Below are 20311 nucleotides of genomic sequence, written 5' to 3' on the forward strand. Positions count from 1 at the left end.
GCACGAAGGGGTCTAGATCTCGCGTGCAAGCCGTCGTGGCTGGCTAATGCCAACACCTCTCTGGGAGGTGGTCCCCACAATACCTGGTGTTACTTCGTCAAAATCAGCTTGCCTAGCCGTGTTGAGCGAAGTTGATAGGTTTCGCCGTTATGCATGATGCTGATATGGCTAAGACCTTGAAGCAGCGTGTTGCTGTTAATTACTTTCGAACTTGCAACGGGTGTTGTTGCAGGAGTGGTGCGGGCTGGTCTGGAGCGGCTGGTTAGCGCCGAAGCCGTTGAACGACGTAGGTTAAGCGTGGAAGAGCGGGTCTGTTCAGTCATTCTGGGCTTCAGGTTGATGAGTCGATGAACCAATTCTAAATGATAATCGTTCCTATTCGCAAGAACGCAAAATTCATCGGATCTTCTTTTCAATAGCCAGACAAATGACTACCTGGATGGTGACGCGTCTTTGGCAAAGGCCTATGCCGGGTAGCGTTGCCAGAGGCTAGGGCAACTCTGTGTGCTTTGCCCGGCCGCAGGCTGCCTGCCGGGCGTGGTGTTATGACGCGATAGATGGCGTCTTAATGCAGCGCGTCAGGATGGCCATTGCCCTGAACGTATTGCCGAATCAACCGGACGGTGTCGAGATCTGCCTCGTAATAGGCTGACTTGACGATTTCCTGGGTCTGGATGGCATCCTGGTGGTCGGCCACGGGCAGTGTCGTGCTGTAGTTGAAGCGCAAGAACAACTGCGATGGTTCGGGTTGTTCGATCGTCATGGTGAGTGAGCCGCCGACATAGGTTTCAGTCGCTTGAATGTCATAGCGCACTTTTTCATGGTGCGAGAGCGTCACACGGTCATGGACGATGATCTTGCCGTAGTGCAGTTCGCGTTCCAGCGTGGTTTGGGTTCGTGACACGATCGTGCAGCTGTCGAGCCCGACAACAAACAATTGTGGTTGCTCGGCGCGTAATTTCAGCCCTTCCCAGAGTTGCTCGCGCGTCATGGGTTCGATGAGCAGGTTCAGTGGATCGTTGATCTGGATTAAGTGTTCGAAATTCAAGGCAACAGTTTCCTCTTAAAGCTGGGCCATCCAGGTGGTGGCCCATTGATGCGGGGGCGTTACGGGGGAAGATTCAGGCCAGCGCGAGACCGCTTCTGATGGAGATCGGATGGGCCAGAATTTTATGGACCGGACAGGCATTGGCGATTTGCAATAGCCGTTCTCGTTGCTCATCGGACAGTTGGCCTTCGAGCACGATGCTGCGCTCGATGATGGTGCTCTCGTTGTGATTGCTATCAAGCGTCAACGTGATACGGACATCGTCAAGCGGCCAGCCTTTGCGTTGCGCGTACATCTTTAACGTAATGGAGGTGCAGGCACCGAGGCTGGAGAGCAAAAGCGCGATGGGCGTTGGGCCACGGTCGCCGCCGCCATCGGTTTCGGGTTCATCCGAGAACCACGTATGTGAGCCGTCATCAAGGGCGACCTTGAAATTCGTCGAACTGATCTGTGCCGTCACGCTGGAGGTGGCCATACTCGCTCCTTCCTGTAAGGGGTGCCGCACGGCGGGGCCCGTGCGGCAAGAAGTGGCATTGTGAACGAAATTGATGCCCTTGGTGCCTTGTTGCGGCAACGTTAGCCGGGAGCTCCAGAGGGCCAGGAACCAAGGGGCGAGTTTTACAGGAGGCGTGATGGTACGGCTGTGAGGCCTTGGCGTGATGGGTCCTCAATGGGTCTCGCGCCTCCACGCCGCTGAACAGAACGACGGCATTTTGCCGGCATATCACCACTCATTCGGAGGTATTGCGGTGCCAGGCAGGACAAGCGCATTCGTGCGTCTTGGGCACGCGCACCTGGCACGCTTCAGGGTCATAAAAAAGGAAAAGAGGAAATATAAATTTTTAAACAAAACGCTATTATTGGGGCCGCTTTTAGCGTTAATCGTCACTGAATGACATTAGATTGCTCTAATGGATGGAACGACAAAATGAAAATTGATTCACATAACCTGAACGACTTGATGTATTTCTCGCAAGTTGTTGAGCATGGGGGATTTTCCGCTGCTGAGCGGGAACTGGGTATTTCCAAGTCACGCTTGTCACGACGGCTGACCGAACTGGAAGCGTCGCTGGGGGTGCGTTTGCTGCAGCGCTCGACTCGCAAGCTCGCGCTAACCGAAGCGGGGCAAATGTTCTATCAGCACTGTCAGGCGATGCTTCTGGAGGCGCAGGCTGCGGTCAATGTGGTGCAGCAACTGCGCTCATCGCCACGAGGCACGGTTCGGGTGAGCGTGCCGGTCACTATTGCCCAGACCATTTTGTCGCAGATTTTGCCGCAGTTTATGCAGCGCTACCCAGAAGTGCGCGTGGCTATGCGAGTAACGAATCGCGTGGTTGATCTGTATGAAGATGCCATTGACGTTGCGTTGCGCGTGCGCTCGGTGCCTCCGGAGAACGCGAATATTATTGTGCGGCCGCTTTGGCGTACCCGGCAGATGCTGGTGGGCGCGCCGAACCTGCTCGATCAGCATCCGCTACCGTTGCAGCCGGATGACCTGGATCATTTCGACACGCTGGACACCCCAACGGGGGACGGCCGCCATGTGTACAACCTGATTGCGCCTGATGGCACCTATCACGTGCATGAGCATGAGCCGCGTCTGGTGAGTGCTGACATGATGACTTTGCGTGCCGCCGTGCTAGCCGGTATTGGGATCGCCGCGCTGCCAGAAATCATGTACAGCGCCGCATTGCGTTCGGGGCAGCTCTCGCCCGTGATGCCTGGCTGGACGTTGCCGGTGCCGCAGCTTTACGCCGTATTTTTGTCACGTAAGGGGATGGCGCCGGCCGTGCGGGCATTCGTCGATTATCTGGTTGAAATGCTTGATCCCGATGGCGGCAAATATGTGGAACAGGAATGCCCTGAACTCACACCGATGCCGCCTACTCCGGCACCTTGATGCGCTTTCGCCATGAATGCCGAATGTGCGATCAGCACATTCAATGGTTGTTTGCTTGTATCGGGATATTGCTGCGCCTATATTGAAATTCCTTTCGCTAAGGAGTGTTTCTTATGCGGGAATTGATGGCCGCTATCATAGCGAGTCTCATAGGGCTGACCGCGCTGTCCGTGCCAATCACGGCTGCCGCATGTAGTGATACTGGTGCTTCAAACGCTGCAAAAGGCCAGTGATCCTGCCGCCCGAAGGCGCCGAGTGCGCAAAAAAAGGCCTTCATCGTTTCTGATGAAGGCCTTTTACTTTGTGCGCGGGCTGAAGCGCTTCCTGGGCGGGGCCCCGATTTAGTTAGTGGCTTTCCGGCTGGGTGACGAAACCTATTTTGGTCATGCCACCGGCTTGGGCTGCGGACATGACCTTCGCTACGTTTTCATAGGCTACTTTACGGTCGGCATTCAGATGCAGTTCAGGTTGTGGGCTCGCCTGAGCCGCTGCTGCAATTTTCTCGCGCAAGGTGTCTTCGTTTACCGGTTGTGCATCCCACAGCACGGTGCCATCCGCCTGGACGGAAACATTCACTTGGGCGGGTTTGGTGTCTTCTTTCTGGCTACTGGCGTGTGGCAGGTCAATTTTTACGGCATGCCGTATCACCGGAATAGTCACCATAAAAACGATCAGCAGCACCAGCATGACGTCAACGAGCGGCGTCATGTTGATTTCGTTCATCAGGCCATCGTCGTCGTCGCTGGCAAAAGGGCTCATAGCCATCTGGAGTCTCGTCTGAATCAGTTGCTGTGGGCAGTGGCGAGGCGCAGGCCGTCTTTGCGCCGGGAAGATGACAGGCGGGCCCCCGTCACGAAGAAGGCGTGCAGACCGTGAGCAAAGCGGTTCAGCTTGCTGACGATGCCTTTATTCGCACGTGTCAGCGCGTTGTAGCCCAGCACCGCTGGAATCGCAACAAACAGGCCGAATGCCGTCATGATGAGTGCCTCGCCGACTGGACCTGCCACCTGGTCAATCGACGATTGACCCGTTGCGCCAATGGTCAGCAGCGCATGGTAGATGCCCCAGACCGTGCCAAACAGCCCAACGAACGGCGCAGTGCTGCCAATCGACGCGAGAATGGCGAGGCCGCTTTGCATGCGGGCTACGCTGTCGTCCATGGTGTCTTTCAGGCAGCGTGTAATCCAGTCGGAGACATCCATCCGGTCATGCAGATGGGGCTGAGTCTGGTGGTGGTGATCGGCGGCTTCCTGACCTGCCAGCGCCAGTGCCAGAAATGGATTGTTTTGCGGTGTTGAGGTGTCGTGACCGAGCTTGCGGATGCCATCGGCGAAATCGTCGGAGTGCCAAAATGCCTGCTCGGCGTCCTGGGTCAGACGCTTCAGGCGGAAAACATTCCAGCCTTTGATGACGATCACACTCCATGACAACACTGACATGATGAGAAGTGCCAGCGCAATGCTGCACGTCACAAAATCGCCCTGCGCCCAAACGTGCGCTAAACCATAGTTCTGCATTGAAATTCCTTTGCGTGGAGTCGGTTGCCTGTTTCAGTCTTTCAGACCGAATTCAAAAGGTTGGGTGTACATGGCCCGGATCGGCGCGCCATTTTCAACATACGGACGGCATGAACTGGCGCGCATCGCAGACATGGCAGCATCATCCAGCCGGCTGTAACCACTGCTTTTTTTGAGTTCGATGCTCTCGATCTTGCCGGTTAAACCAACAACGAACCGGACATGCGCTGTGCCGCTTTCGCCGCGGCGTTGCGACAGTGCCGGGTAAGCGGGCTGGATAATGTTGCAGTCGAGGTGCGCGACGTTCTTGGGCGCGCTTAACGCCATCGTTGGCTGGCCCGTGGCGGGAGCCCCGGCAGCGGTGGCCGCAGGGGCTGTTGCTGCCGTTGGCGCGGGTGTCGGTTCTGGTGCTGCAAGCGCGTTAGGTGATGGCGCGGCGGCTTCTGGTAGTGGCGTCGGGGTTGGCTTGGCGATCGGCGTTGGGCGCGGCTGGACTTTTGGTTTGGCGACCGGCGTGGGCGGGGTCGGAGCAGGTGGTGTTGGCGTCGACTGGATAGCGAGCGGCGCTGCTGTCGCGGCTGGGCTGAGCAGTTCGGCTGTGATGGTGCGAGATTCGATTGGGCGAGGCGCAAGATCGTTGCGGGCATTCAGCAGGAACGCGAGTAACCCGGCATGGAGAGCCAGAACGGCAACGATGGCTGCGACGACGCGAGCATTCATCCGGTCGGCCCAGACGGCCGGAGAGGCAGAGGAAGAAGCCTGCATATTAGCGTGGCCGGACGTGGTGAATACAGCCCTTCAGATAGTGCGGGGTCATTTTCGGAATATCAGCAATGAAATGCATAGAGTGGTCATAAAGCCGATCAGCAGTTCCATCTCGAACTCCATTCAGGATGAGAGCGGTCGCTGGCTGTGAAACAGGCGGCTTGCAGACGGCATGCACTGGCTAACAGGATGTAGCGGGTGCGGGTGAGGTGAAAGGCGGTGTGGTGCGGGTATCAGATGTATCAGGCGGCTTTCTGGTGATAAAACGTCACAGGCACTGGATACGATGAGTGCTCAACGCCGCAGCGGCTGGCGCACACGCCTGTTTGTGCCATGACGTCACGCACTGACTCTTCGCATTTGCCGCAGCATGTGGCGACGCCAAGTTCGAATTGAAGCTCGTCAAACGTATCCGCGCCTTCTGCAATAGAGGCGCGGATTTTTCGGTCAGAAACAGATTTGCACACACAGACAATCATGATAGAGCGCAATAGATAACGTTAATGCGAATTATTATCATTATGTTTTGCGGGTTTGGCAAGCCCGGTGCTGGAATTTTTGTAACAGAGCCTTGTGCAGCGGCGGTCTGGGGCTGCTTTGGGTGCAGTCAGAAGGGCGCTGCGGGTTATGCGGTATGGATATTCGGGGTATGGGTCCGGCGCGAAGGGATGGTGATCTGCTCTACCGGGGCGTCGATGTGCAGTAGTAACGCAGCGAGCTGACGCTGGTGCGCGCCGTCGCTGGTCGAGCAAAACCGTGGCAGGCTGACAGGGGCCTGGTGGGGCTGGGCGCGCTGGATATCGGCGCGCAGCGCTTGCTGCTCGAGGATGCGTTCCAGTTGCCGGGCAATGGCGACGCTGGTGTCGATCAGCGTGAGCCGCTCGCCCGCGATATCGCGGATGGCCGCATCGAGAAAGGGATAGTGCGTACAGCCCAGCACGAGGGTGTCGGCCCCAGCGTCGAGCATCGGTTGCAGATAGCTGCGCAGTAACGCGCGTAAGGTGCTGGAACTGATATCGCAACGTTCGATGGCCTGGACCAGGCCGTGGCCTGGCTGGCAGAGAAACCGGCAGCCGGACGCATATTGAGTCAGTAAGGCTTCAAAGCGCGCGCTGCGTAACGTGGCCTGCGTGGCGAGGACGCCCACGATGCGGGTTTGTGACACCAAGGCTGCGGGTTTGATGCCAGGCTCAACGCCTACCAGCGGAATCGCTAGTTGCTCGCGGACGATGGCAATGGATTGCGCCGTCGCTGTGTTGCAGGCCACCACTAGCGCTTTGGCCCCTTGCGCGATGAGCCATTGGCCAATGGCGAGTGTCCGGTCGGTGATGAAATCGTCGTCGCGTTCGCCATAGGGGGCGTAGAGCGAATCGGCGACATAGATCAAGGCTTCATTGGGCAAGTGGGCCCTGATGGCTCGCAGTACGGACAAGCCTCCTAACCCGGAATCAAAAATCCCGACCGGCGCGGCACCCGGCGATGCCTTGATCTGTGTCGATGCGGCGCTGGACGCGGTATCGCACACGGGTGAGATCAGGGCTTCGGCAGGAAGCAGCGGTGAGGCTGTGCCGGGCGTGGCGGTCATGATGGGGTCATAAACTGGGGTGATAAGCAATGCAACGCAGCAGCGCTGCCGCCGCGGCAATGCCAGTCAAGCGCCAGAAATCAGCCACGCCATCAGATGAACGTGGGCTGATGCTGGCAGATGCTTGATGGGCTAATGCTTAAGCGTCGAGCGTCATCGCTGATTGCTGGTAATTCTGAATGCCGATTTTGTCGATCAGATCAATTTGTGTTTCTAGCCAGTCGATATGCTCTTCTGTGTCGTCGAGAATTTTCGTAAAGAGTTCGCGCGAAATAAAATCGCGTACTGATTCGCAATACACAATGGCTTCCTTGCAAGTGTTTTGCGAAATTTTTTCAAGCTTCAGGTCGCATTCCAGAATTTCTTTGGTTTCTTCGCCGATCAGCAGCTTGTGCAGATCTTGCAGATTCGGCAGGCCGTCCAGCATGAAAATGCGTTCGATCAGCCAGTCAGCATGCTTCATTTCACCGATGGATTCGTCATATTCGTGCTTGCCGAGCTTTTCGAGACCCCAGTGCCGGTACATGCGTGCATGCAGGAAATACTGGTTGATGGCAGTCAGTTCGTTCTTCAACTGGGCGTTCAGATATTCGATAACTTTTTTGTCGCCTTGCATGATTCTTCCTTTTTGATTATGGGGATTTTGAATGCCCAGCCACAATAAACGTCGAGCCTGAAAAAGCCAAGACCCTGGCGCATGGATGGTGACATTCGTCGGGCGTGCCGGACAGCTTGTGCACGTTGGGAAAGAAGCCGGGGCACGTTACCCCGGCGGCTGCTTTACTCGGGTAGTCCTTAATTCGGGTTGATGCGGCTCAGGCGGAGATGGCCTGCAGTCCGGCAATTTTTGCCTGCCATTCTTTTGGCCCGGTCTGATGGACCGAGGTGCCGGTTGAATCAACCGCGACGGTGACCGGCATGTCCTGAACTTCAAATTCGTAAATGGCTTCCATGCCGAGGTCTTCGAATGCCAGCACTTTGGCGCTGCGAATCGCCTTCGACACCAGATAGGCCGCGCCACCCACTGCCATCAGATACGCCGCCTGATGCCGCTTGATCGCCTCGATGGCGACGGGGCCGCGTTCGGCTTTGCCGATCATCGAAATCAGACCTGTCTGCGCCAGCATCATCTCGGTGAACTGATCCATTCGTGTGGCAGTGGTGGGGCCGGCTGGGCCCACCACTTCGTCGCGCACCGGGTCGACTGGGCCGACGTAATAAATCACGCGGTTGGTGAAATCAACCGGCAATTTTTCGCCTTTGGCCAGCATGTCGGCGATCCGCTTGTGTGCTGCATCGCGGCCGGTCAGCATCTTGCCCGAGAGCAACAGCGTCTGGCCTGGTTTCCAGGCGGCGACTTGTTCAGGGGTCAAGGTGTTGAGGTCGACACGCTGGCTGGTTTCGGTGTTGGCCACCCATTCGACTTTGGGCCAGGCATCTAGCGAAGGCTGTTCAAGCTTGGCAATGCCAGAGCCGTCGAGCGTGAAGTGGGCGTGACGCGTGGCAGCGCAATTGGGAATGATGGCCACGGGTTTGCTGGCGGCATGCGTAGGGGCCGCCATGATCTTCACGTCGAGCACGGTGGCGAGGCCGCCCAGCCCTTGGGCACCAATGCCCAGCGCGTTGACTTTTTCGTGCAGCTCGATGCGCATCGCTTCAATCCAGTCTCGTGGACCACGCGCGATGACGTCCTGAATATCAATGGCATCCATCAGCGACTCTTTGGCCATCACCATTGCTTTTTCAGCCGTGCCGCCGATGCCGATTCCCAGCATGCCAGGCGGGCACCAGCCCGCGCCCATCAGTGGCACGGTCTTGAGCACCCAGTCGACGATGGAATCCGATGGATTCAGCATGGCGAACTTGGTCTTGTTTTCTGAGCCGCCGCCCTTGGCAGCAACCTGCACATCCACTTTGTCGCCGGGCACGATTTCGTAGTGAATCACGGCCGGCGTGTTGTCCTTGGTGTTTTTTCGCGCGCCGTCAGGCGGGCTCACGATGGATGCGCGCAGCACGTTGTCCGGATTGGTGTAGCCGCGGCGCACGCCTTCGTTAATCATGTCGGTCACGCTCAGCGTAGCGCCGTCCCAGCGGACATCCATGCCTACCTTGACGAAGATCGTGACGATCCCGGTGTCCTGGCAAATCGGTCGGCGCCCTTCGGCACACATGCGGCTATTGGTCAGGATTTGCGCAATGGCGTCTTTTGCTGCGGGGCTTTGCTCACGTTCGTAAGCGCGGCCAAGCGCCTGGATGTAATCGAGCGGGTGGTAATAGCTGATGTGTTGAAGCGCATCAGCAATGCTCTGAATCAGATCTTCCTGTTTGATGACGGTCATGACGGGCTCGTTGGGGACGGGGGCAACTGGTATATGCCGGGTTCTCGACAGGAACGCGGTCAGTTCTGCGGATTCGCCGGGGCAGCGTGAGGTTCGCTGGCCGGTTCATGGAAATGCTCGGGATGGGTATGCGTGGTCAGGCGGTCAACCCACGCCATGATTAGTGCAGAGGCGAGGAACGCGATATGGATGATGACCTGCCACATCACCGCATGCGCCGTGTGCTGATCGGGGTTGATAAAGGTTTTCAGCAGGTGGATGGACGAAATGCTGATGAGCGCCATCGACAGCTTCACCTTGAGCACGCCAGCGTTGACGTGATCGAGCCATTCAGGTTCGTCGGGGTGATTTTCGATGCCGAGCCGTGAGACGAAGGTTTCGTAGCCGCCGACGATCACCATGATGAGCAGGTTCGAGATCATCACGACGTCGATCAGGCCGAGCACGACCAGCATCACGTTGGTTTCGTCTAGTGTCAGCGAGGCCGTAACCAGATGCCAGACCTCTTTGAGAAACAGAACGACATAGACCCCTTGCGCGACGATCAGCCCGAGATAAAGCGGAACTTGCAGCCAGCGGCTCATGAAGATGACAGCGGGCAGCGGGCGCATTGGACGACGGGGCTGGGCAGCAGAACGGTGGCGTGGTGCGGACATGAGGCTCTGGATGGTGGACGCTGGCCTGGCCGGGACTGGATTGCCCCGGCGCCAGGCGCGCTATTGTACAGCGTCGTTTATCTGGATCGCATGGGCGCGGACAATCGCTGCGCGCCGGGTGGCGGGTGTCTGGCCGGTTTTCAGACGCGGGTGGGTGGCGCGCGCCTGCCTTTCAGGCTGGCGAGTCCGATGCCTGCGATAACACAGGCAAGGGCGATGCCGTGCGCGAGCGTGGGATGTTCGCCCAGAAACACGATGCCGTAGAGCGCGGCGGCGATAGGCAGTACCGCACAGAACACGCCAGCCAGGTTGCCAGGCACATGGCGAATGCCTTTCATCCAGAGCCAGAACGAAAAAATACTGGCCGAAAGGCCGTACCAGAGCACGAGCGCCCAGATGCCAGCAGGCACGCTGCGGTAATCAAAATGCAGTAGCGCACTGGCCCCGAGCGGCAACATCAGGAGCAAGCCAAACAGATGGGTATAGGCGCAGATCTCAAGTGGTGCGAGCGTTTGCGCGAGGCGGCGCGACAAGATCACATAAAGCGATTCGCAGCACACCGCACCTAGCACCATCAGGTTGCCCGCGAGCGAGCCCTGTGTGGCGCTTGCGTCGTGCCCGCTCTGGGCCAGATTGATGACGCCGATGCCCGCCACCGCAAGCGCAATCGAAGCCAGCACCCGCCCGCTGGGCCGTTCTTTGAGAAAAATCCACGCGAAGAGCGCGACGACTGCGGGAATGGTGCTGGTAATCACCCCGGCTGCGACAGCGCTGGTCCGTTGCACGCCATTGAGCATTAGCAACGTAAACCCGAAGGTGCCGAACAGTGCCTGTAAAAACAGATTGAGCCATTCGCTGCGGGTCACGCGACGTAGTTTGGGCACACGCAATAGCGGGCCTAGCACCGCCATCGCAAGCAGAAAGCGCAGTAGCGCGAACAGCGAAACGGGAAGGAACGCGACGATGGATTTACCGATGCCGACATTGGTGCCAACCAGCAGCATCGCCGCGATCAGGAGCAGGGCGTAACGATTCAAGCTGGAATCCGGGCGAGAAGTTCAGTTAGCATGGCGCGAGGGTGCCTGCGGGGTGCTTGTTATAGCGTAAACGCCTTGCGGCGTCCCTCCGTGGCGTGCGGTGAATCAATGGGCTGGCTCGCGTAAGTGCCGGGTAAGTTGCACCGCTTATCGTCGCGTCAGCGCGGCACACTGAAGGTGTCGGTGTATGCGGAGCGCCGGGTGCGAGCGGGGCCTCGGGTGAATGCGAAGTCTGGCATCCGAAGCGTCTGGCGTTGCCATAGCGTCTAGCACCTGGCGTCTCGCACATGGCGCGGCGCAAGCAGCCGTGCGCGGGCGTAGCGGCTTCATCAATACAGGGTTCAAGTTTCATCATCAGGGGGTAGTTGATGTCTGCGATTGAGTCGGTTCTTCACGAACACCGTATTTTCCCGCCGTCGGCGGATGCTGTTGCCAAGGCTTCGGTGTCTGGCATGGAAGCCTATCAGGCGCTCACCGCTGAAGCGGAGCGCGATTACACCGGTTTCTGGGCGCGTCTTGCGCGCGAAACGCTGAGCTGGAGCAAGCCGTTCACCAAGGTGCTCGACGAATCAAAGGCACCGTTTTACACCTGGTTTGAAGACGGCGAAATGAACGCTTCGTACAACTGCCTTGACCGTCACGTTGAGGCTGGAAATGGCAGCCGGGTTGCGGTGATTTTTGAAGCGGATGACGGCACCGTGACCAACGTGACCTACCAGGATTTGCTGCAGCGTGTGTGCCGGATGGCGAATGCGCTGAAGCAGAGTGGTGTGAAGAAGGGCGACCGCGTGGTGATTTACATGCCGATGTCGGTCGAAGGGATCATCGCCATGCAGGCTTGCGCGCGTCTGGGCGCAACGCATTCGGTTGTGTTCGGCGGGTTTTCTTCCAAATCGCTCAATGAGCGGCTGGTTGATGTGGGCGCGGTGGCGCTGATTACCTCTGATGAGCAGATGCGCGGCGGCAAGGCACTACCACTCAAGCAGATCGCGGATGAAGCGCTGGCACTGGGCGGCTGCGAGAAGGTACACAGCGTGGTGGTGTATCGCCGCACCGGTGGCGCGGTGGCGTGGCACCCGGGGCGTGACGCCTGGATGCATGAGCTGATGCAGGCCGAGGCCGACACCTGCGCGCCTGAGCCACTGAGCGCTGAGCATCCGCTATTTATTCTGTACACGTCAGGTTCGACCGGAAAGCCGAAAGGGATTCAGCACAGCACAGGAGGGTATTTGCTGTGGGCCGCTCAGACCATGAAATGGACCTTCGACTGGAAGCCGACGGATGTGTTCTGGTGTACCGCGGATATTGGCTGGGTGACCGGGCACAGCTATATCGCTTATGGACCGCTAGCGCTGGGCGGCACTCAGGTGGTGTTCGAAGGCGTGCCAACCTGGCCGGATGCAGGCCGGTTCTGGCGCATGATCGAGAAGCACAAGGTGAGCGTGTTCTACACCGCTCCAACCGCGATCCGCTCGCTAATCAAGCTGGCCGAAGCGGATGCGAAAGTTCATCCGAAGCGGTTTGACCTATCGTCGTTGCGGATCATTGGCACCGTTGGCGAACCGATCAATCCCGAGGCGTGGATCTGGTATCACGACAATGTTGGCGGCGGACATTGCCCGATTGTCGACACCTGGTGGCAGACTGAAACCGGTGGCCACATGATTACGCCCTTGCCTGGTGCGACGCCACTGGTGCCGGGCTCCTGCACCTTGCCACTCCCCGGCATCATGGCAGCCGTCGTGGACGAAACCGGTCAGGACGTACCGAATGGACAGGGCGGCATTCTGGTGATTAAACGTCCATGGCCTGCGATGTTGCGCACGGTCTGGGGCGATCCCGAGCGATATCTCAAAAGCTATTTTCCGGCGGAGCTGGGTGGCAGGTTGTATCTGGCGGGAGATGGCACGGTGCGCGACAAGGAGACCGGTTACTTCACGATCATGGGGCGGATTGATGATGTGCTGAATGTGTCCGGCCATCGTTTGGGGACGATGGAGATTGAGTCGGCGCTGGTATCCAATCCGCTTGTCGCGGAAGCTGCCGTGGTTGGCCGGCCAGATGACACGACGGGCGAAGCCGTGGTGGCATTTGTGGTGTTGAAACGCTCACGCCCAGAGGGTGAAGAGGCGACGAAACTGGCCCAGGAGTTACGTGCCTGGGTGGCGCAAGAGATCGGCCCGATTGCCAAGCCACGAGATATCCGCTTTGGCGATAATTTGCCGAAAACCCGCTCGGGCAAGATCATGCGGCGCTTGCTGCGTTCACTGGCGAAAGGCGAGGCGATTACGCAGGATGTGTCGACGCTGGAAAACCCTGCGATTCTTGGTCAGTTGGGGGAGGCGCTTTAGGGGGTGTTTTTAGGGGGCGTGGTTTGCCCCGCTTTGTTGGCCCCGCTTGGCCGAATTGATGGGTTGGGTGATGGGTGTGTGAAGCGAAAATGAAAAACGGGCCGTGAGGCCCGTTTTTATTGACTGTCTGGCGGAGAGACGGGGATTCGAACCCCGGATAGGTTATTAACCTATACACGCTTTCCAGGCGTGCGACTTAAACCGCTCATCCATCTCTCCGCGAGGACGCGCAGTATAGCAAACTCCAGACATTGCGCCACCCTTTCTGTTGCAAGGCGGTGTGTGCTGGGCGATGCCTTTACGGGTGGCGGATGTAGTCCACGAGTGCCTGGGTGTAGGCGTCCGGCCGTCGGTCTAGCAGGCTCACTGCAATGGCTACAGAAAATCCCGCGAGCACGCCGAAGACGCCCGCGCTGATCGGGTCGATGCCAAACCAGCGTGTGCCGCTGAAACCAGTTAGCTGGGTGAAGAATGGATACGTCGAAACGATGTAGTACACGCACACCAGCAATCCCGCTGTCATGCCGGCAACCGCGCCGCGCCGCGTGATTCTTTTCCAGAAAATACCCAGCACCAGAACTGGAAACAGGCTTGAGGCGGCGAGCGAAAACGCTGCCCCCACCAGAAACAAAATATTGCCGGTGTTGAGCGACGCAATGTAAGAGGCCAGTAGCGCCACGCCCAGCAACAAGATCTTGGAGACGCTAACGCGGCGCTGGCTCGATGCTTTCGGGTCGATCATGCAGTAGTAGATGTCATGGGAGAGGGCATTGGCGATGGTCAACAGCAATCCATCCGCGGTCGAAAGAGCTGCCGCCAGTGCTCCCGCTGCGATCAGGCCGGACATCACATACGGCAGCCTGGCAATCTCTGGCGCAGCTAGCACCAGCATGTCCGGCTGCATCTGGATTTCACTCCAGTTCACGATGCCGTTGCCATTGCTGTCGACAATACTCAGCAGATACGGCTCGACTCTGCGCCATTGCATGACCCATGACGGTAAATCGCTGAAGCGCTGACCGACCAGGTTCGTCAGAATTTCGTGCTTGATGAGTACCGCCAGCAACGGCACGGTCAGATAAAACAGCGCGACAAAAAATAGTGTCCAGCCGACGGAGCGGCGCGCGGAGGCCACCGAGGTCGTGGTGTTGTAGCGCGTCAGAATATGCGGCAGGCTCGCGGTTCCAAGCGATAGGCACAGCAGCAAGGCAAGGAAATTGAGCCGGTGGCTGCTGTGGGCGTCTTCGGTTGCGGCGGGGAACGGTTCATGCAGCGGCACTGGTTCGGCTGCTCGGGCTAGCAGGTCATCGCGTTGCTGGGTCCAGAGCTGACGTGCGCCAGAGGCATCGTGGGGCAATGCGTCGAGCGCGTGTTCCAGCGCATTGATGTCGCGTAACGGGCCGTTATGTTCACGCAATGCCGCCAGCGCTTTGACCATGCGCAGGCGCTCGTCAGCAAACGAATGCGGTAGTGCGTCCAGTTGGGTTTGGATCTGTGCTGCTTGCAACTGAAAACGATGGCGCACGGCTTGTTCCGGCGGCGCGTTGAGTATGGCTTGCTCCTGTGTTTCGACTTGTGTCATCAAGCTGCCGTAGCTGAATTGCGCGACCCAGCCTAGTCCGTTTTTATGCGCAATCATCGACACCGGAATCAGAATCGCGGCGATCAAAATGATGTACTGCGCGACTTGTGTCCAGGTGACCGCCCGCATGCCGCCTAGAAAGGAACACACCAGAATGCCTGCCAGCCCGCAAAAAATGCCGATGGCGAAATCGACGCCGATAAAACGCATGGCGATTAGCCCGACGCCTTGAATCTGCGCGACGAGATAGACGAACGAACACAGGATGGTGGCCAGTGCGGCAAGGCTTCGTACCAGGCTGCTCGAAAAGCGTGTGCCGAGAAAATCGGGAATGGTGTAGCGCGCCAGTTTGCGCACATAAGGGGCTAGCAGGAGAGCGACCAGGCAGTAGCCGCTAGTCCAGCCCATCAGGTAGGCCAGGCCGTCGTAGCCCGTGGCATAGAGCGACCCGGCAAGTCCAATGAACGAGGCCACCGAGAGCCAGTCGGCTGCGGTGGCCATGCCGTTAAAGACCGCTGGCACGCGTCGTCCGGCGACGTAGTACTCCACCAGATCCGAGGTGCGTGACAACAGGCCGATCACCGCATAAACCGCGATGGGCACAAACAGAAACACATAGCCAATCCACATGCCCGGACCGGTGACGCGCTCGATTCGCAGCATCAGATAGATAAAGGCAAGAAAGCCCAGGGTGTAAAACGCGTACGAGCGGATCAGCCGATGCGTGAGGGTCATTCAGGTGTCGTTGGTGGGGTTCGACTGGGCGTCGGTGGCTTGGCGCAAGTTTCGGCCGGCGCGTTGTATTAGCACGATGTACACGACGATCAGCGCCAGGTAGATCAAGATTGCGCCTTGGGCACCGAAATAAAACGGCAGGCGAAATCCGGCGAGATGAAACGCATTGAGGGTGCCTGCGGCAAATGGAATGGCAAACGAGACGCCACCGCCGATGGTAAGCAAAACGGCAATGAGCGCGAGGTTAAAGCGCCAATATCGTTGATAGGCCTGCGCCATCGCGGTTGAGACGATGGGAGGATCTGCCGGGGGCGTGTGGTGGGCGCTTTGCTTCGCTGGTTTGGGGCGATGGGGGTGGGTGGGCGGCGCAGTCATGCGCTTGTGTATCAAAAAGGCTTTGCATCCGCAATGAGGATTGTCCATGCGGTGGGGTGGGGTGATCGGTTGAGTTGACTTAAACAGGTTCGGGTGCGGTTTGAGTTTTCAGATTAATTCCATATTTTTTATATTTTCGATCCATATATGGTGTGTCGCCCGTTGAGGCATTGATTCATCCGGGGAGTTTTATTCTGCAATATGGTGAAAGAAGGTGGGAGATATATTTCGCGTATGATTCATGCTAAAGGGCTGGGCTCCAGTGGTTTGCAGAATTTAAAAATAATTACTGGTGAAATAATAATTTCTATTTTGGATAAATATGAAAATCAAGGTAAAAATTGCATTGCTCACGGTCATCGCTGCATCATTTTATTCTGCAGCATTGCTGGCGGCAGGGAGTGATGGTTTTTTGACAGCGGAAACGGCGCCCAGTAGTTTGGCGATTTTGCCGCCGCCTCCCGCCGAGAACACGGTGGCCTTTTTGAACGATAAAGCGAACTATGAAATCGGGCGTTCATTGAAAAACGATGCGCGTGTTGCATTGGCCGCTAGTGATGCTAATTGCAAAAACATAAATGCAATATTTTCCAGTGCCTTTGGCCGGGAGATTTCGGAGGAAAAAACGCCAAAACTTTATCGCTTGCTATTAGGTGTTTTGCAGGACAGTCATGATCATGCGATGAAATCGGCTAAAAATCATTACATGCGGGTTAGGCCATTTGTTATGTATGGAGACAAAACGTGTACGCCAGAAGAAGATAATAAAATGAAAAATACGGGATCTTACCCTTCGGGGCATGCGTCTTTCGGATGGGCCGCGGCTTTGGTGCTATCTGAAATCAATCCGGAGCGGACAACGGAAATCTTGAGAAGAGGTTATGACTTCGGTCAAAGCCGGGTGGTGTGTGGTGCGCACTGGCAAAGCGATGTTGATAATGGGCGCTTAATGGGCGCTGCAGTCGTGGCTGATTTGCATAACAACGATAAATTTATTAAGGCGCTTGAGGCTGCGAAAGCGGAATTTAAGGAAAATACGCCGGGGAATTAATTTTTTCAATTAATCTTCAGGGGCGTGTGGTATGTCTGTGCTGCCCTTGTCATGCTTCTGTATTTGTCAATGCCACTAATTCATATTGGTGGCGTTGTATTTGGCGTTATGGAGTTTCGTGGGTGCAGTTTTTTTCTCTATAAAATGGCCAGAAACACGAATTTTATAAAGCCAAACGACCGATGTGATACCGAACTGTGAGCGGATCAGAGTGGAGTTTCTGTCTTGCTTAATCGTTTCCGGGATATTGCGTGAGTATCTGCCTGAGCGCCACATCAAACGGTGTGCGCTGTCCAATTCCGATTAATTCGAGCCGGCTGGAATCCAGATGGCAATTGCGTGGCCGGGGCGTTTGATTAGCCGGTGTATGCACCGCTGTAATGCGTGCATCAAGCTGTAAGGCCTTTGCCAGTCGCATTGCCATATCGTATTTGGTCATTGGCTCATCGCCTGACCAGTGCGCCAGGCCGGATACCGTATTGCCACTTACATGGCGTTCCAGAAGCTGACGGATGACGACCGCGACGTCAGGTGTAAAGGTCGGGTAACGAATGGCCCACGCATCCATGGCCGCAGCTGGTGTATCTACTGTCGTCCGGGCTGAGGCCATGACGGGTGGCACCAGGCTGGTGACGGCAGATTCCTGCCAGTCTGTGACTGGCCCATACAGTAACGGCAGACGCAGCACGCAACCAGCATGGTTTGTCTCTAACAGTGCTTGCTCACCTTCCAGTTTGCTGCGGCCATAAGCATTGAGTGGGGCGGGTGGGGTGTCGCAGCGGTAAGGTGGGCATGTGCCGTCGAACACATAGTCAGTCGAAATGGACAGGACCCATGCGCCGGTTCGCTTGGCTGCGGTGCCCACGGTGCGGACCGCGTCGACATTCAGCGCTCGTGCCAGAGATGGATTGTGCTCACAGACATCTGGCCGCCGTTCGGCAGCCAGAATCAGCACGGCATCCGGGGTTTCGTGCTCGATAAATTGCGTGACGGCGGATTCGTCCCGAATATCCAGCGTCACGTTGCCTGAAGAGGCTCGGCTCAAACCAGTTGCAACCAGTTGCCAGTCGCGCTTTTGTTTCAGCTCTGTTATCACGGCCCGTCCGAGCAGGCCGGATGCGCCGATCACTGCGACTTTAAACATAGGGTGGGTCCTTCGACTTAAGCGCTGGTATCGACGGTAGCGGTATAGCCCGCTTCATTGATCGCCTGGCAGAAGGTATCGCTGGGCTGGGTTGAGTGGATCGTCACGTGCCCGGCCGCCAGGTCGATATTGACGGTGGCGCTGGCATCTAGCGCATGCACGGCTTGAGTCACCGCAGCGACGCAGTGCTGGCAGCTCATGCCTTTTACGGTTAATTCAATGGTCATAGGGGCTCGCTGGGGATCAACGCTGGGGATCAAGATGGTGCTGCCCGGATTATGCCTTCGCGTAGGCATCCACTGGCGGCGAGGTGGCACGGTGCTATGGTGTGATGCCCCCAACAGCCACTGAACTGGCGAGCGCGCCCGTTGTTCTTCGAGCGTTGCAATCTGGCGACGAAGTTGCACGCTTGTGGTGCAAAATTTTTTGGCGGCGCTGGGCGTATAGATAATTTCAATTGAATCAATAGCTTGCGTTGGGTTCGTCATGCACCGCAACCGAAGTGGTGTGCCTGCAACTAGTGCATACCCCTAGCTAAATTTCGCTGGCTGACTATAATCCGGGTTAACCCTTTTTCGGGTAATCCCTGATTAGTGATCCACCGGGGATACATCTAATCCTTGGAGAACATTATGTTTGCCTACTTTCTCGAAAATCTGAGTAACTGGTTTGAACGTGCTGAGCGCAATCGCCGCGAAGCCTATCTCGCATCATCAACGGATATCGTCCAGCTTGAGCAGCGTATCCGGTCGCTGGAAGCCAACGGCTACTCGCTGTAAGCATGCGTTCAAGGAGCTGTCTGCGGTAAGTGCCTGCTCGCCGCCGCGATAGATCTAAAGCCCCGCCCGTCGGGGCTTTGTCATATCTGCTGCCGCTGTGGCTTGTGTTCCGGTTGCGCTGGGGCTAGCCGGAAGGTTGGGGGAGCGCTATGGTGAGGTGCTTTGCGCTGGCGCTTGTCTATTTAAAACTTACCGGATTGTTTTCCATGGTTTCTGTTATTTGCTCGCTTCGTTTGGCACGGGCTGGGTTCGGCGCAGTGTTGCTGTCTACCTTGCTGGCGACTGGCGCAGTCGCGGCTTCGGGTACGTCTGCCCGGCCGCCGGTGGTGCTTGATTCGCAGCAAGGCATCCATGATGGTCAAAACGGGTTGATGCTCCAGACTGCGCCACTGGTGCGCGCGCCGATCGCCGCGCCCCAGCCAATGGCCGCTCCGGCTGAGCTCGCTCCCAATGACCGTGGGCCGATTATCGTTGCGCCGTACATTGGTGTGCCTGGGGGCATGCCTATGCCGCCTTATCCTGGGCCGCATCCTCATCCTCAGCCCTATCCTGGGCCGATGCCGAGATAGGCTGGCTTTCAGAGCTTCAGCTTCAGTTCCGCTGGCACCAGCCTGGGTGGTCAGCCTGCGAGCGAGGTCGATACCTGCTCTAGGCATGATTGAATCGACAAGTCAGATCGGCCTCGCCATAATCCGCTGCTGGACGCCTTGTCTCATAAATATCGGGCGATCTTTTTTCCAGGAGAGGCGCGTGGCCTACGCGTGCTTCCCGCTAAAAGGAATGCGCAGATGGGCAAGGGACGCGTCGAGGCTTTCAGTGATGGGGTAATCGCCATCATCATCACGATCATGGTGCTTGAATTGCGGGTGCCTGAAGGGGCGAATCTTGCTGCTTTGCGTCCGCTATTACCGGTTTTTTGCGCCTATGTGCTGAGCTTTATTTATGTCGGCATTTACTGGAGCAATCATCACCATATGTTTCATGCGGTGCAAAAGGTGAATGGCGCGGTTTTATGGGCCAATCTGCATTTGCTTTTCTGGCTTTCCTTATTGCCGGCCGTTACGCATTGGGTGGGTAAAAATCCATTATCAGCGTGGCCTTGTGCAATGTATGGCGTCGTGCTGTTTATGGCCGCCATCGCGTATTTCATCTTGACTCACGTTTTGATGCGGCATCACGGCGCTGATTCGCCGCTGAGCAAAGCAATGGGATGGGATTTGAAAGGCCGGGTCTCGGTTTGTCTGTATCTGGCCGGTGTGGGGCTGGCGTTTGTTGCGCCATGGCTTGCCGCGTTGCTGTATGCCTTGACTGCAGCAATCTGGCTGGTGCCGGACCGGCGTATCGAGAGCGCTTTAAGCGTCGAATAAAATGCCCCGGTTTTTATCGGGGCGTATGGCATGTAGAGTTCGATTTTGTCCAGCTTAAATCGTTAAATCCACGATAAAAA

22 protein-coding genes and 1 tRNA gene are annotated in these 20311 nt (G+C 57.1%); 6 read left to right on the forward strand and 17 right to left on the reverse strand.

Annotated features, from left to right (window positions below; all coding sequences use genetic code 11):
- Positions 1-89: 89 nt before the first annotated feature.
- The 3 genes from hemP to GH656_RS05490 all read right to left on the reverse strand — a co-directional run bounded on the left by hemP (position 90) and on the right by GH656_RS05490 (position 1523).
- Entirely contained in the window at positions 90-323 is a 234-nt protein-coding gene (hemP, locus tag GH656_RS05480) for a hemin uptake protein HemP (RefSeq protein WP_153074941.1), read from the reverse strand.
- Between the two features lie 242 nt (positions 324-565).
- Positions 566-1048, reverse strand: a complete 483-nt coding sequence (locus tag GH656_RS05485; RefSeq protein ID WP_153074942.1) for an SRPBCC family protein — start codon at positions 1046-1048, stop codon at positions 566-568.
- A gap of 73 nt (positions 1049-1121) precedes the next feature.
- Positions 1122-1523 carry an OsmC family protein gene (locus GH656_RS05490; protein WP_153074943.1) on the reverse strand — a complete coding sequence of 134 codons (402 nt, stop codon included), beginning with the start codon at positions 1521-1523 and terminating at the stop codon, positions 1122-1124.
- A 453-nt stretch (positions 1524-1976) separates the two neighbouring features.
- Here GH656_RS05490 and GH656_RS05495 point away from each other — a divergent pair, with 453 nt between their 5' ends.
- Positions 1977-2948 (forward strand): LysR family transcriptional regulator, encoded by a 972-nt coding sequence (locus tag GH656_RS05495; protein WP_153074944.1) that lies wholly within the window; start codon positions 1977-1979, stop codon positions 2946-2948.
- Positions 2949-3293: 345 nt separating this feature from the next.
- Here GH656_RS05495 and GH656_RS05500 read toward each other — a convergent pair whose 3' ends face one another.
- The 9 genes from GH656_RS05500 to GH656_RS05540 all read right to left on the reverse strand — a co-directional run bounded on the left by GH656_RS05500 (position 3294) and on the right by GH656_RS05540 (position 10847).
- Positions 3294-3713, reverse strand: coding sequence for an ExbD/TolR family protein (locus GH656_RS05500; protein WP_153074945.1), 420 nt, complete (start codon positions 3711-3713; stop codon positions 3294-3296).
- Between the two features lie 17 nt (positions 3714-3730).
- Positions 3731-4465, reverse strand: a complete 735-nt coding sequence (locus tag GH656_RS05505; protein WP_153074946.1) for a MotA/TolQ/ExbB proton channel family protein — start codon at positions 4463-4465, stop codon at positions 3731-3733.
- Between the two features lie 33 nt (positions 4466-4498).
- The gene (locus GH656_RS05510) at positions 4499-5230 is read right to left on the reverse strand and encodes an energy transducer TonB (protein ID WP_153074947.1); all 732 of its coding nucleotides are present in this window, start codon (positions 5228-5230) and stop codon (positions 4499-4501) included.
- 242 nt (positions 5231-5472) lie between these two features.
- Entirely contained in the window at positions 5473-5709 is a 237-nt protein-coding gene (locus tag GH656_RS05515; protein WP_153074948.1) for a (2Fe-2S)-binding protein, read from the reverse strand.
- Between the two features lie 146 nt (positions 5710-5855).
- Entirely contained in the window at positions 5856-6815 is a 960-nt protein-coding gene (murI, locus tag GH656_RS05520) for a glutamate racemase (RefSeq protein ID WP_153074949.1), read from the reverse strand.
- Positions 6816-6954: 139 nt separating this feature from the next.
- Entirely contained in the window at positions 6955-7431 is a 477-nt protein-coding gene (gene bfr / locus GH656_RS05525; protein WP_153074950.1) for a bacterioferritin, read from the reverse strand.
- Between the two features lie 199 nt (positions 7432-7630).
- Entirely contained in the window at positions 7631-9154 is a 1524-nt protein-coding gene (locus tag GH656_RS05530; protein WP_153074951.1) for a fumarate hydratase, read from the reverse strand.
- A gap of 59 nt (positions 9155-9213) precedes the next feature.
- Complete coding sequence (locus tag GH656_RS05535; RefSeq protein ID WP_153074952.1) at positions 9214-9810, reverse strand: TIGR00645 family protein; 597 nt, start codon at positions 9808-9810, stop codon at positions 9214-9216.
- Positions 9811-9950: 140 nt separating this feature from the next.
- Positions 9951-10847 (reverse strand): DMT family transporter, encoded by an 897-nt coding sequence (locus GH656_RS05540; protein WP_153074953.1) that lies wholly within the window; start codon positions 10845-10847, stop codon positions 9951-9953.
- Between the two features lie 368 nt (positions 10848-11215).
- On the opposite strand from GH656_RS05540, the gene acs reads away from it, so the two are divergent.
- Entirely contained in the window at positions 11216-13198 is a 1983-nt protein-coding gene (gene acs / locus GH656_RS05545; RefSeq protein WP_153074954.1) for an acetate--CoA ligase, read from the forward strand.
- A 128-nt stretch (positions 13199-13326) separates the two neighbouring features.
- On the opposite strand, the gene GH656_RS05550 is transcribed toward acs, so the two are convergent.
- The 3 genes from GH656_RS05550 to GH656_RS05560 form a co-directional block, all read right to left on the reverse strand.
- A tRNA-Ser gene (locus GH656_RS05550) sits at positions 13327-13417 on the reverse strand.
- 79 nt (positions 13418-13496) lie between these two features.
- Positions 13497-15515, reverse strand: coding sequence for a sodium:solute symporter family protein (locus GH656_RS05555; RefSeq protein WP_153074955.1), 2019 nt, complete (start codon positions 15513-15515; stop codon positions 13497-13499).
- Positions 15516-15890, reverse strand: coding sequence for a sodium/substrate symporter small subunit (locus GH656_RS05560; protein ID WP_153074956.1), 375 nt, complete (start codon positions 15888-15890; stop codon positions 15516-15518).
- Between the two features lie 322 nt (positions 15891-16212).
- On the opposite strand from GH656_RS05560, the gene GH656_RS05565 reads away from it, so the two are divergent.
- A complete protein-coding gene (locus tag GH656_RS05565) occupies positions 16213-16941 on the forward strand; it encodes an acid phosphatase (RefSeq protein ID WP_153074957.1) in 729 nt (242 codons plus the stop codon).
- A 229-nt stretch (positions 16942-17170) separates the two neighbouring features.
- Here GH656_RS05565 and GH656_RS05570 read toward each other — a convergent pair whose 3' ends face one another.
- Together GH656_RS05570 and GH656_RS18265 are read right to left on the reverse strand one after the other, a co-directional pair.
- Complete coding sequence (locus tag GH656_RS05570) at positions 17171-18085, reverse strand: dTDP-4-dehydrorhamnose reductase family protein (protein WP_153074958.1); 915 nt, start codon at positions 18083-18085, stop codon at positions 17171-17173.
- Positions 18086-18102: 17 nt separating this feature from the next.
- Entirely contained in the window at positions 18103-18573 is a 471-nt protein-coding gene (locus GH656_RS18265; RefSeq protein ID WP_425495849.1) for a heavy-metal-associated domain-containing protein, read from the reverse strand.
- Between the two features lie 144 nt (positions 18574-18717).
- On the opposite strand from GH656_RS18265, the gene GH656_RS05580 reads away from it, so the two are divergent.
- The 3 genes from GH656_RS05580 to GH656_RS05590 all read left to right on the forward strand — a co-directional run bounded on the left by GH656_RS05580 (position 18718) and on the right by GH656_RS05590 (position 20231).
- Complete coding sequence (locus GH656_RS05580) at positions 18718-18864, forward strand: DUF3563 family protein (protein ID WP_153074959.1); 147 nt, start codon at positions 18718-18720, stop codon at positions 18862-18864.
- 206 nt (positions 18865-19070) lie between these two features.
- Complete coding sequence (locus tag GH656_RS05585; protein WP_153074960.1) at positions 19071-19433, forward strand: hypothetical protein; 363 nt, start codon at positions 19071-19073, stop codon at positions 19431-19433.
- Between the two features lie 219 nt (positions 19434-19652).
- Positions 19653-20231, forward strand: coding sequence for a TMEM175 family protein (locus GH656_RS05590; RefSeq protein ID WP_153074961.1), 579 nt, complete (start codon positions 19653-19655; stop codon positions 20229-20231).
- Positions 20232-20311: the final 80 nt, after the last annotated feature.

This window comes from Paraburkholderia bonniea (assembly GCF_009455625.1).
Taxonomy (GTDB): domain Bacteria; phylum Pseudomonadota; class Gammaproteobacteria; order Burkholderiales; family Burkholderiaceae; genus Paraburkholderia; species Paraburkholderia bonniea.

What these genes read in the sequence shown, in the direction of transcription:
- GH656_RS05560 (WP_153074956.1), bottom strand. Translation starts at nt 15,890, where the DNA reads ATGACTGCGCCGCCCACCCACCCCCATCGCCCCAAACCAGCGAAGCAA.
- GH656_RS05585 (WP_153074960.1), top strand. Translation starts at nt 19,071, where the DNA reads ATGGTTTCTGTTATTTGCTCGCTTCGTTTGGCACGGGCTGGGTTCGGC.
- GH656_RS05500 (WP_153074945.1), bottom strand. Translation starts at nt 3,713, where the DNA reads ATGGCTATGAGCCCTTTTGCCAGCGACGACGACGATGGCCTGATGAAC.
- GH656_RS05490 (WP_153074943.1), bottom strand. Translation starts at nt 1,523, where the DNA reads ATGGCCACCTCCAGCGTGACGGCACAGATCAGTTCGACGAATTTCAAG.
- GH656_RS05555 (WP_153074955.1), bottom strand. Translation starts at nt 15,515, where the DNA reads ATGACCCTCACGCATCGGCTGATCCGCTCGTACGCGTTTTACACCCTG.
- GH656_RS05580 (WP_153074959.1), top strand. Translation starts at nt 18,718, where the DNA reads ATGTTTGCCTACTTTCTCGAAAATCTGAGTAACTGGTTTGAACGTGCT.
- GH656_RS05570 (WP_153074958.1), bottom strand. Translation starts at nt 18,085, where the DNA reads ATGTTTAAAGTCGCAGTGATCGGCGCATCCGGCCTGCTCGGACGGGCC.
- GH656_RS05565 (WP_153074957.1), top strand. Translation starts at nt 16,213, where the DNA reads ATGAAAATCAAGGTAAAAATTGCATTGCTCACGGTCATCGCTGCATCA.
- acs (WP_153074954.1), top strand. Translation starts at nt 11,216, where the DNA reads ATGTCTGCGATTGAGTCGGTTCTTCACGAACACCGTATTTTCCCGCCG.
- GH656_RS18265 (WP_425495849.1), bottom strand. Translation starts at nt 18,573, where the DNA reads ATGACGAACCCAACGCAAGCTATTGATTCAATTGAAATTATCTATACG.
- murI (WP_153074949.1), bottom strand. Translation starts at nt 6,815, where the DNA reads ATGACCGCCACGCCCGGCACAGCCTCACCGCTGCTTCCTGCCGAAGCC.
- GH656_RS05515 (WP_153074948.1), bottom strand. Translation starts at nt 5,709, where the DNA reads ATGATTGTCTGTGTGTGCAAATCTGTTTCTGACCGAAAAATCCGCGCC.
- bfr (WP_153074950.1), bottom strand. Translation starts at nt 7,431, where the DNA reads ATGCAAGGCGACAAAAAAGTTATCGAATATCTGAACGCCCAGTTGAAG.
- GH656_RS05535 (WP_153074952.1), bottom strand. Translation starts at nt 9,810, where the DNA reads ATGTCCGCACCACGCCACCGTTCTGCTGCCCAGCCCCGTCGTCCAATG.
- GH656_RS05495 (WP_153074944.1), top strand. Translation starts at nt 1,977, where the DNA reads ATGAAAATTGATTCACATAACCTGAACGACTTGATGTATTTCTCGCAA.
- hemP (WP_153074941.1), bottom strand. Translation starts at nt 323, where the DNA reads ATGACTGAACAGACCCGCTCTTCCACGCTTAACCTACGTCGTTCAACG.
- GH656_RS05530 (WP_153074951.1), bottom strand. Translation starts at nt 9,154, where the DNA reads ATGACCGTCATCAAACAGGAAGATCTGATTCAGAGCATTGCTGATGCG.
- GH656_RS05505 (WP_153074946.1), bottom strand. Translation starts at nt 4,465, where the DNA reads ATGCAGAACTATGGTTTAGCGCACGTTTGGGCGCAGGGCGATTTTGTG.
- GH656_RS05590 (WP_153074961.1), top strand. Translation starts at nt 19,653, where the DNA reads ATGGGCAAGGGACGCGTCGAGGCTTTCAGTGATGGGGTAATCGCCATC.
- GH656_RS05510 (WP_153074947.1), bottom strand. Translation starts at nt 5,230, where the DNA reads ATGCAGGCTTCTTCCTCTGCCTCTCCGGCCGTCTGGGCCGACCGGATG.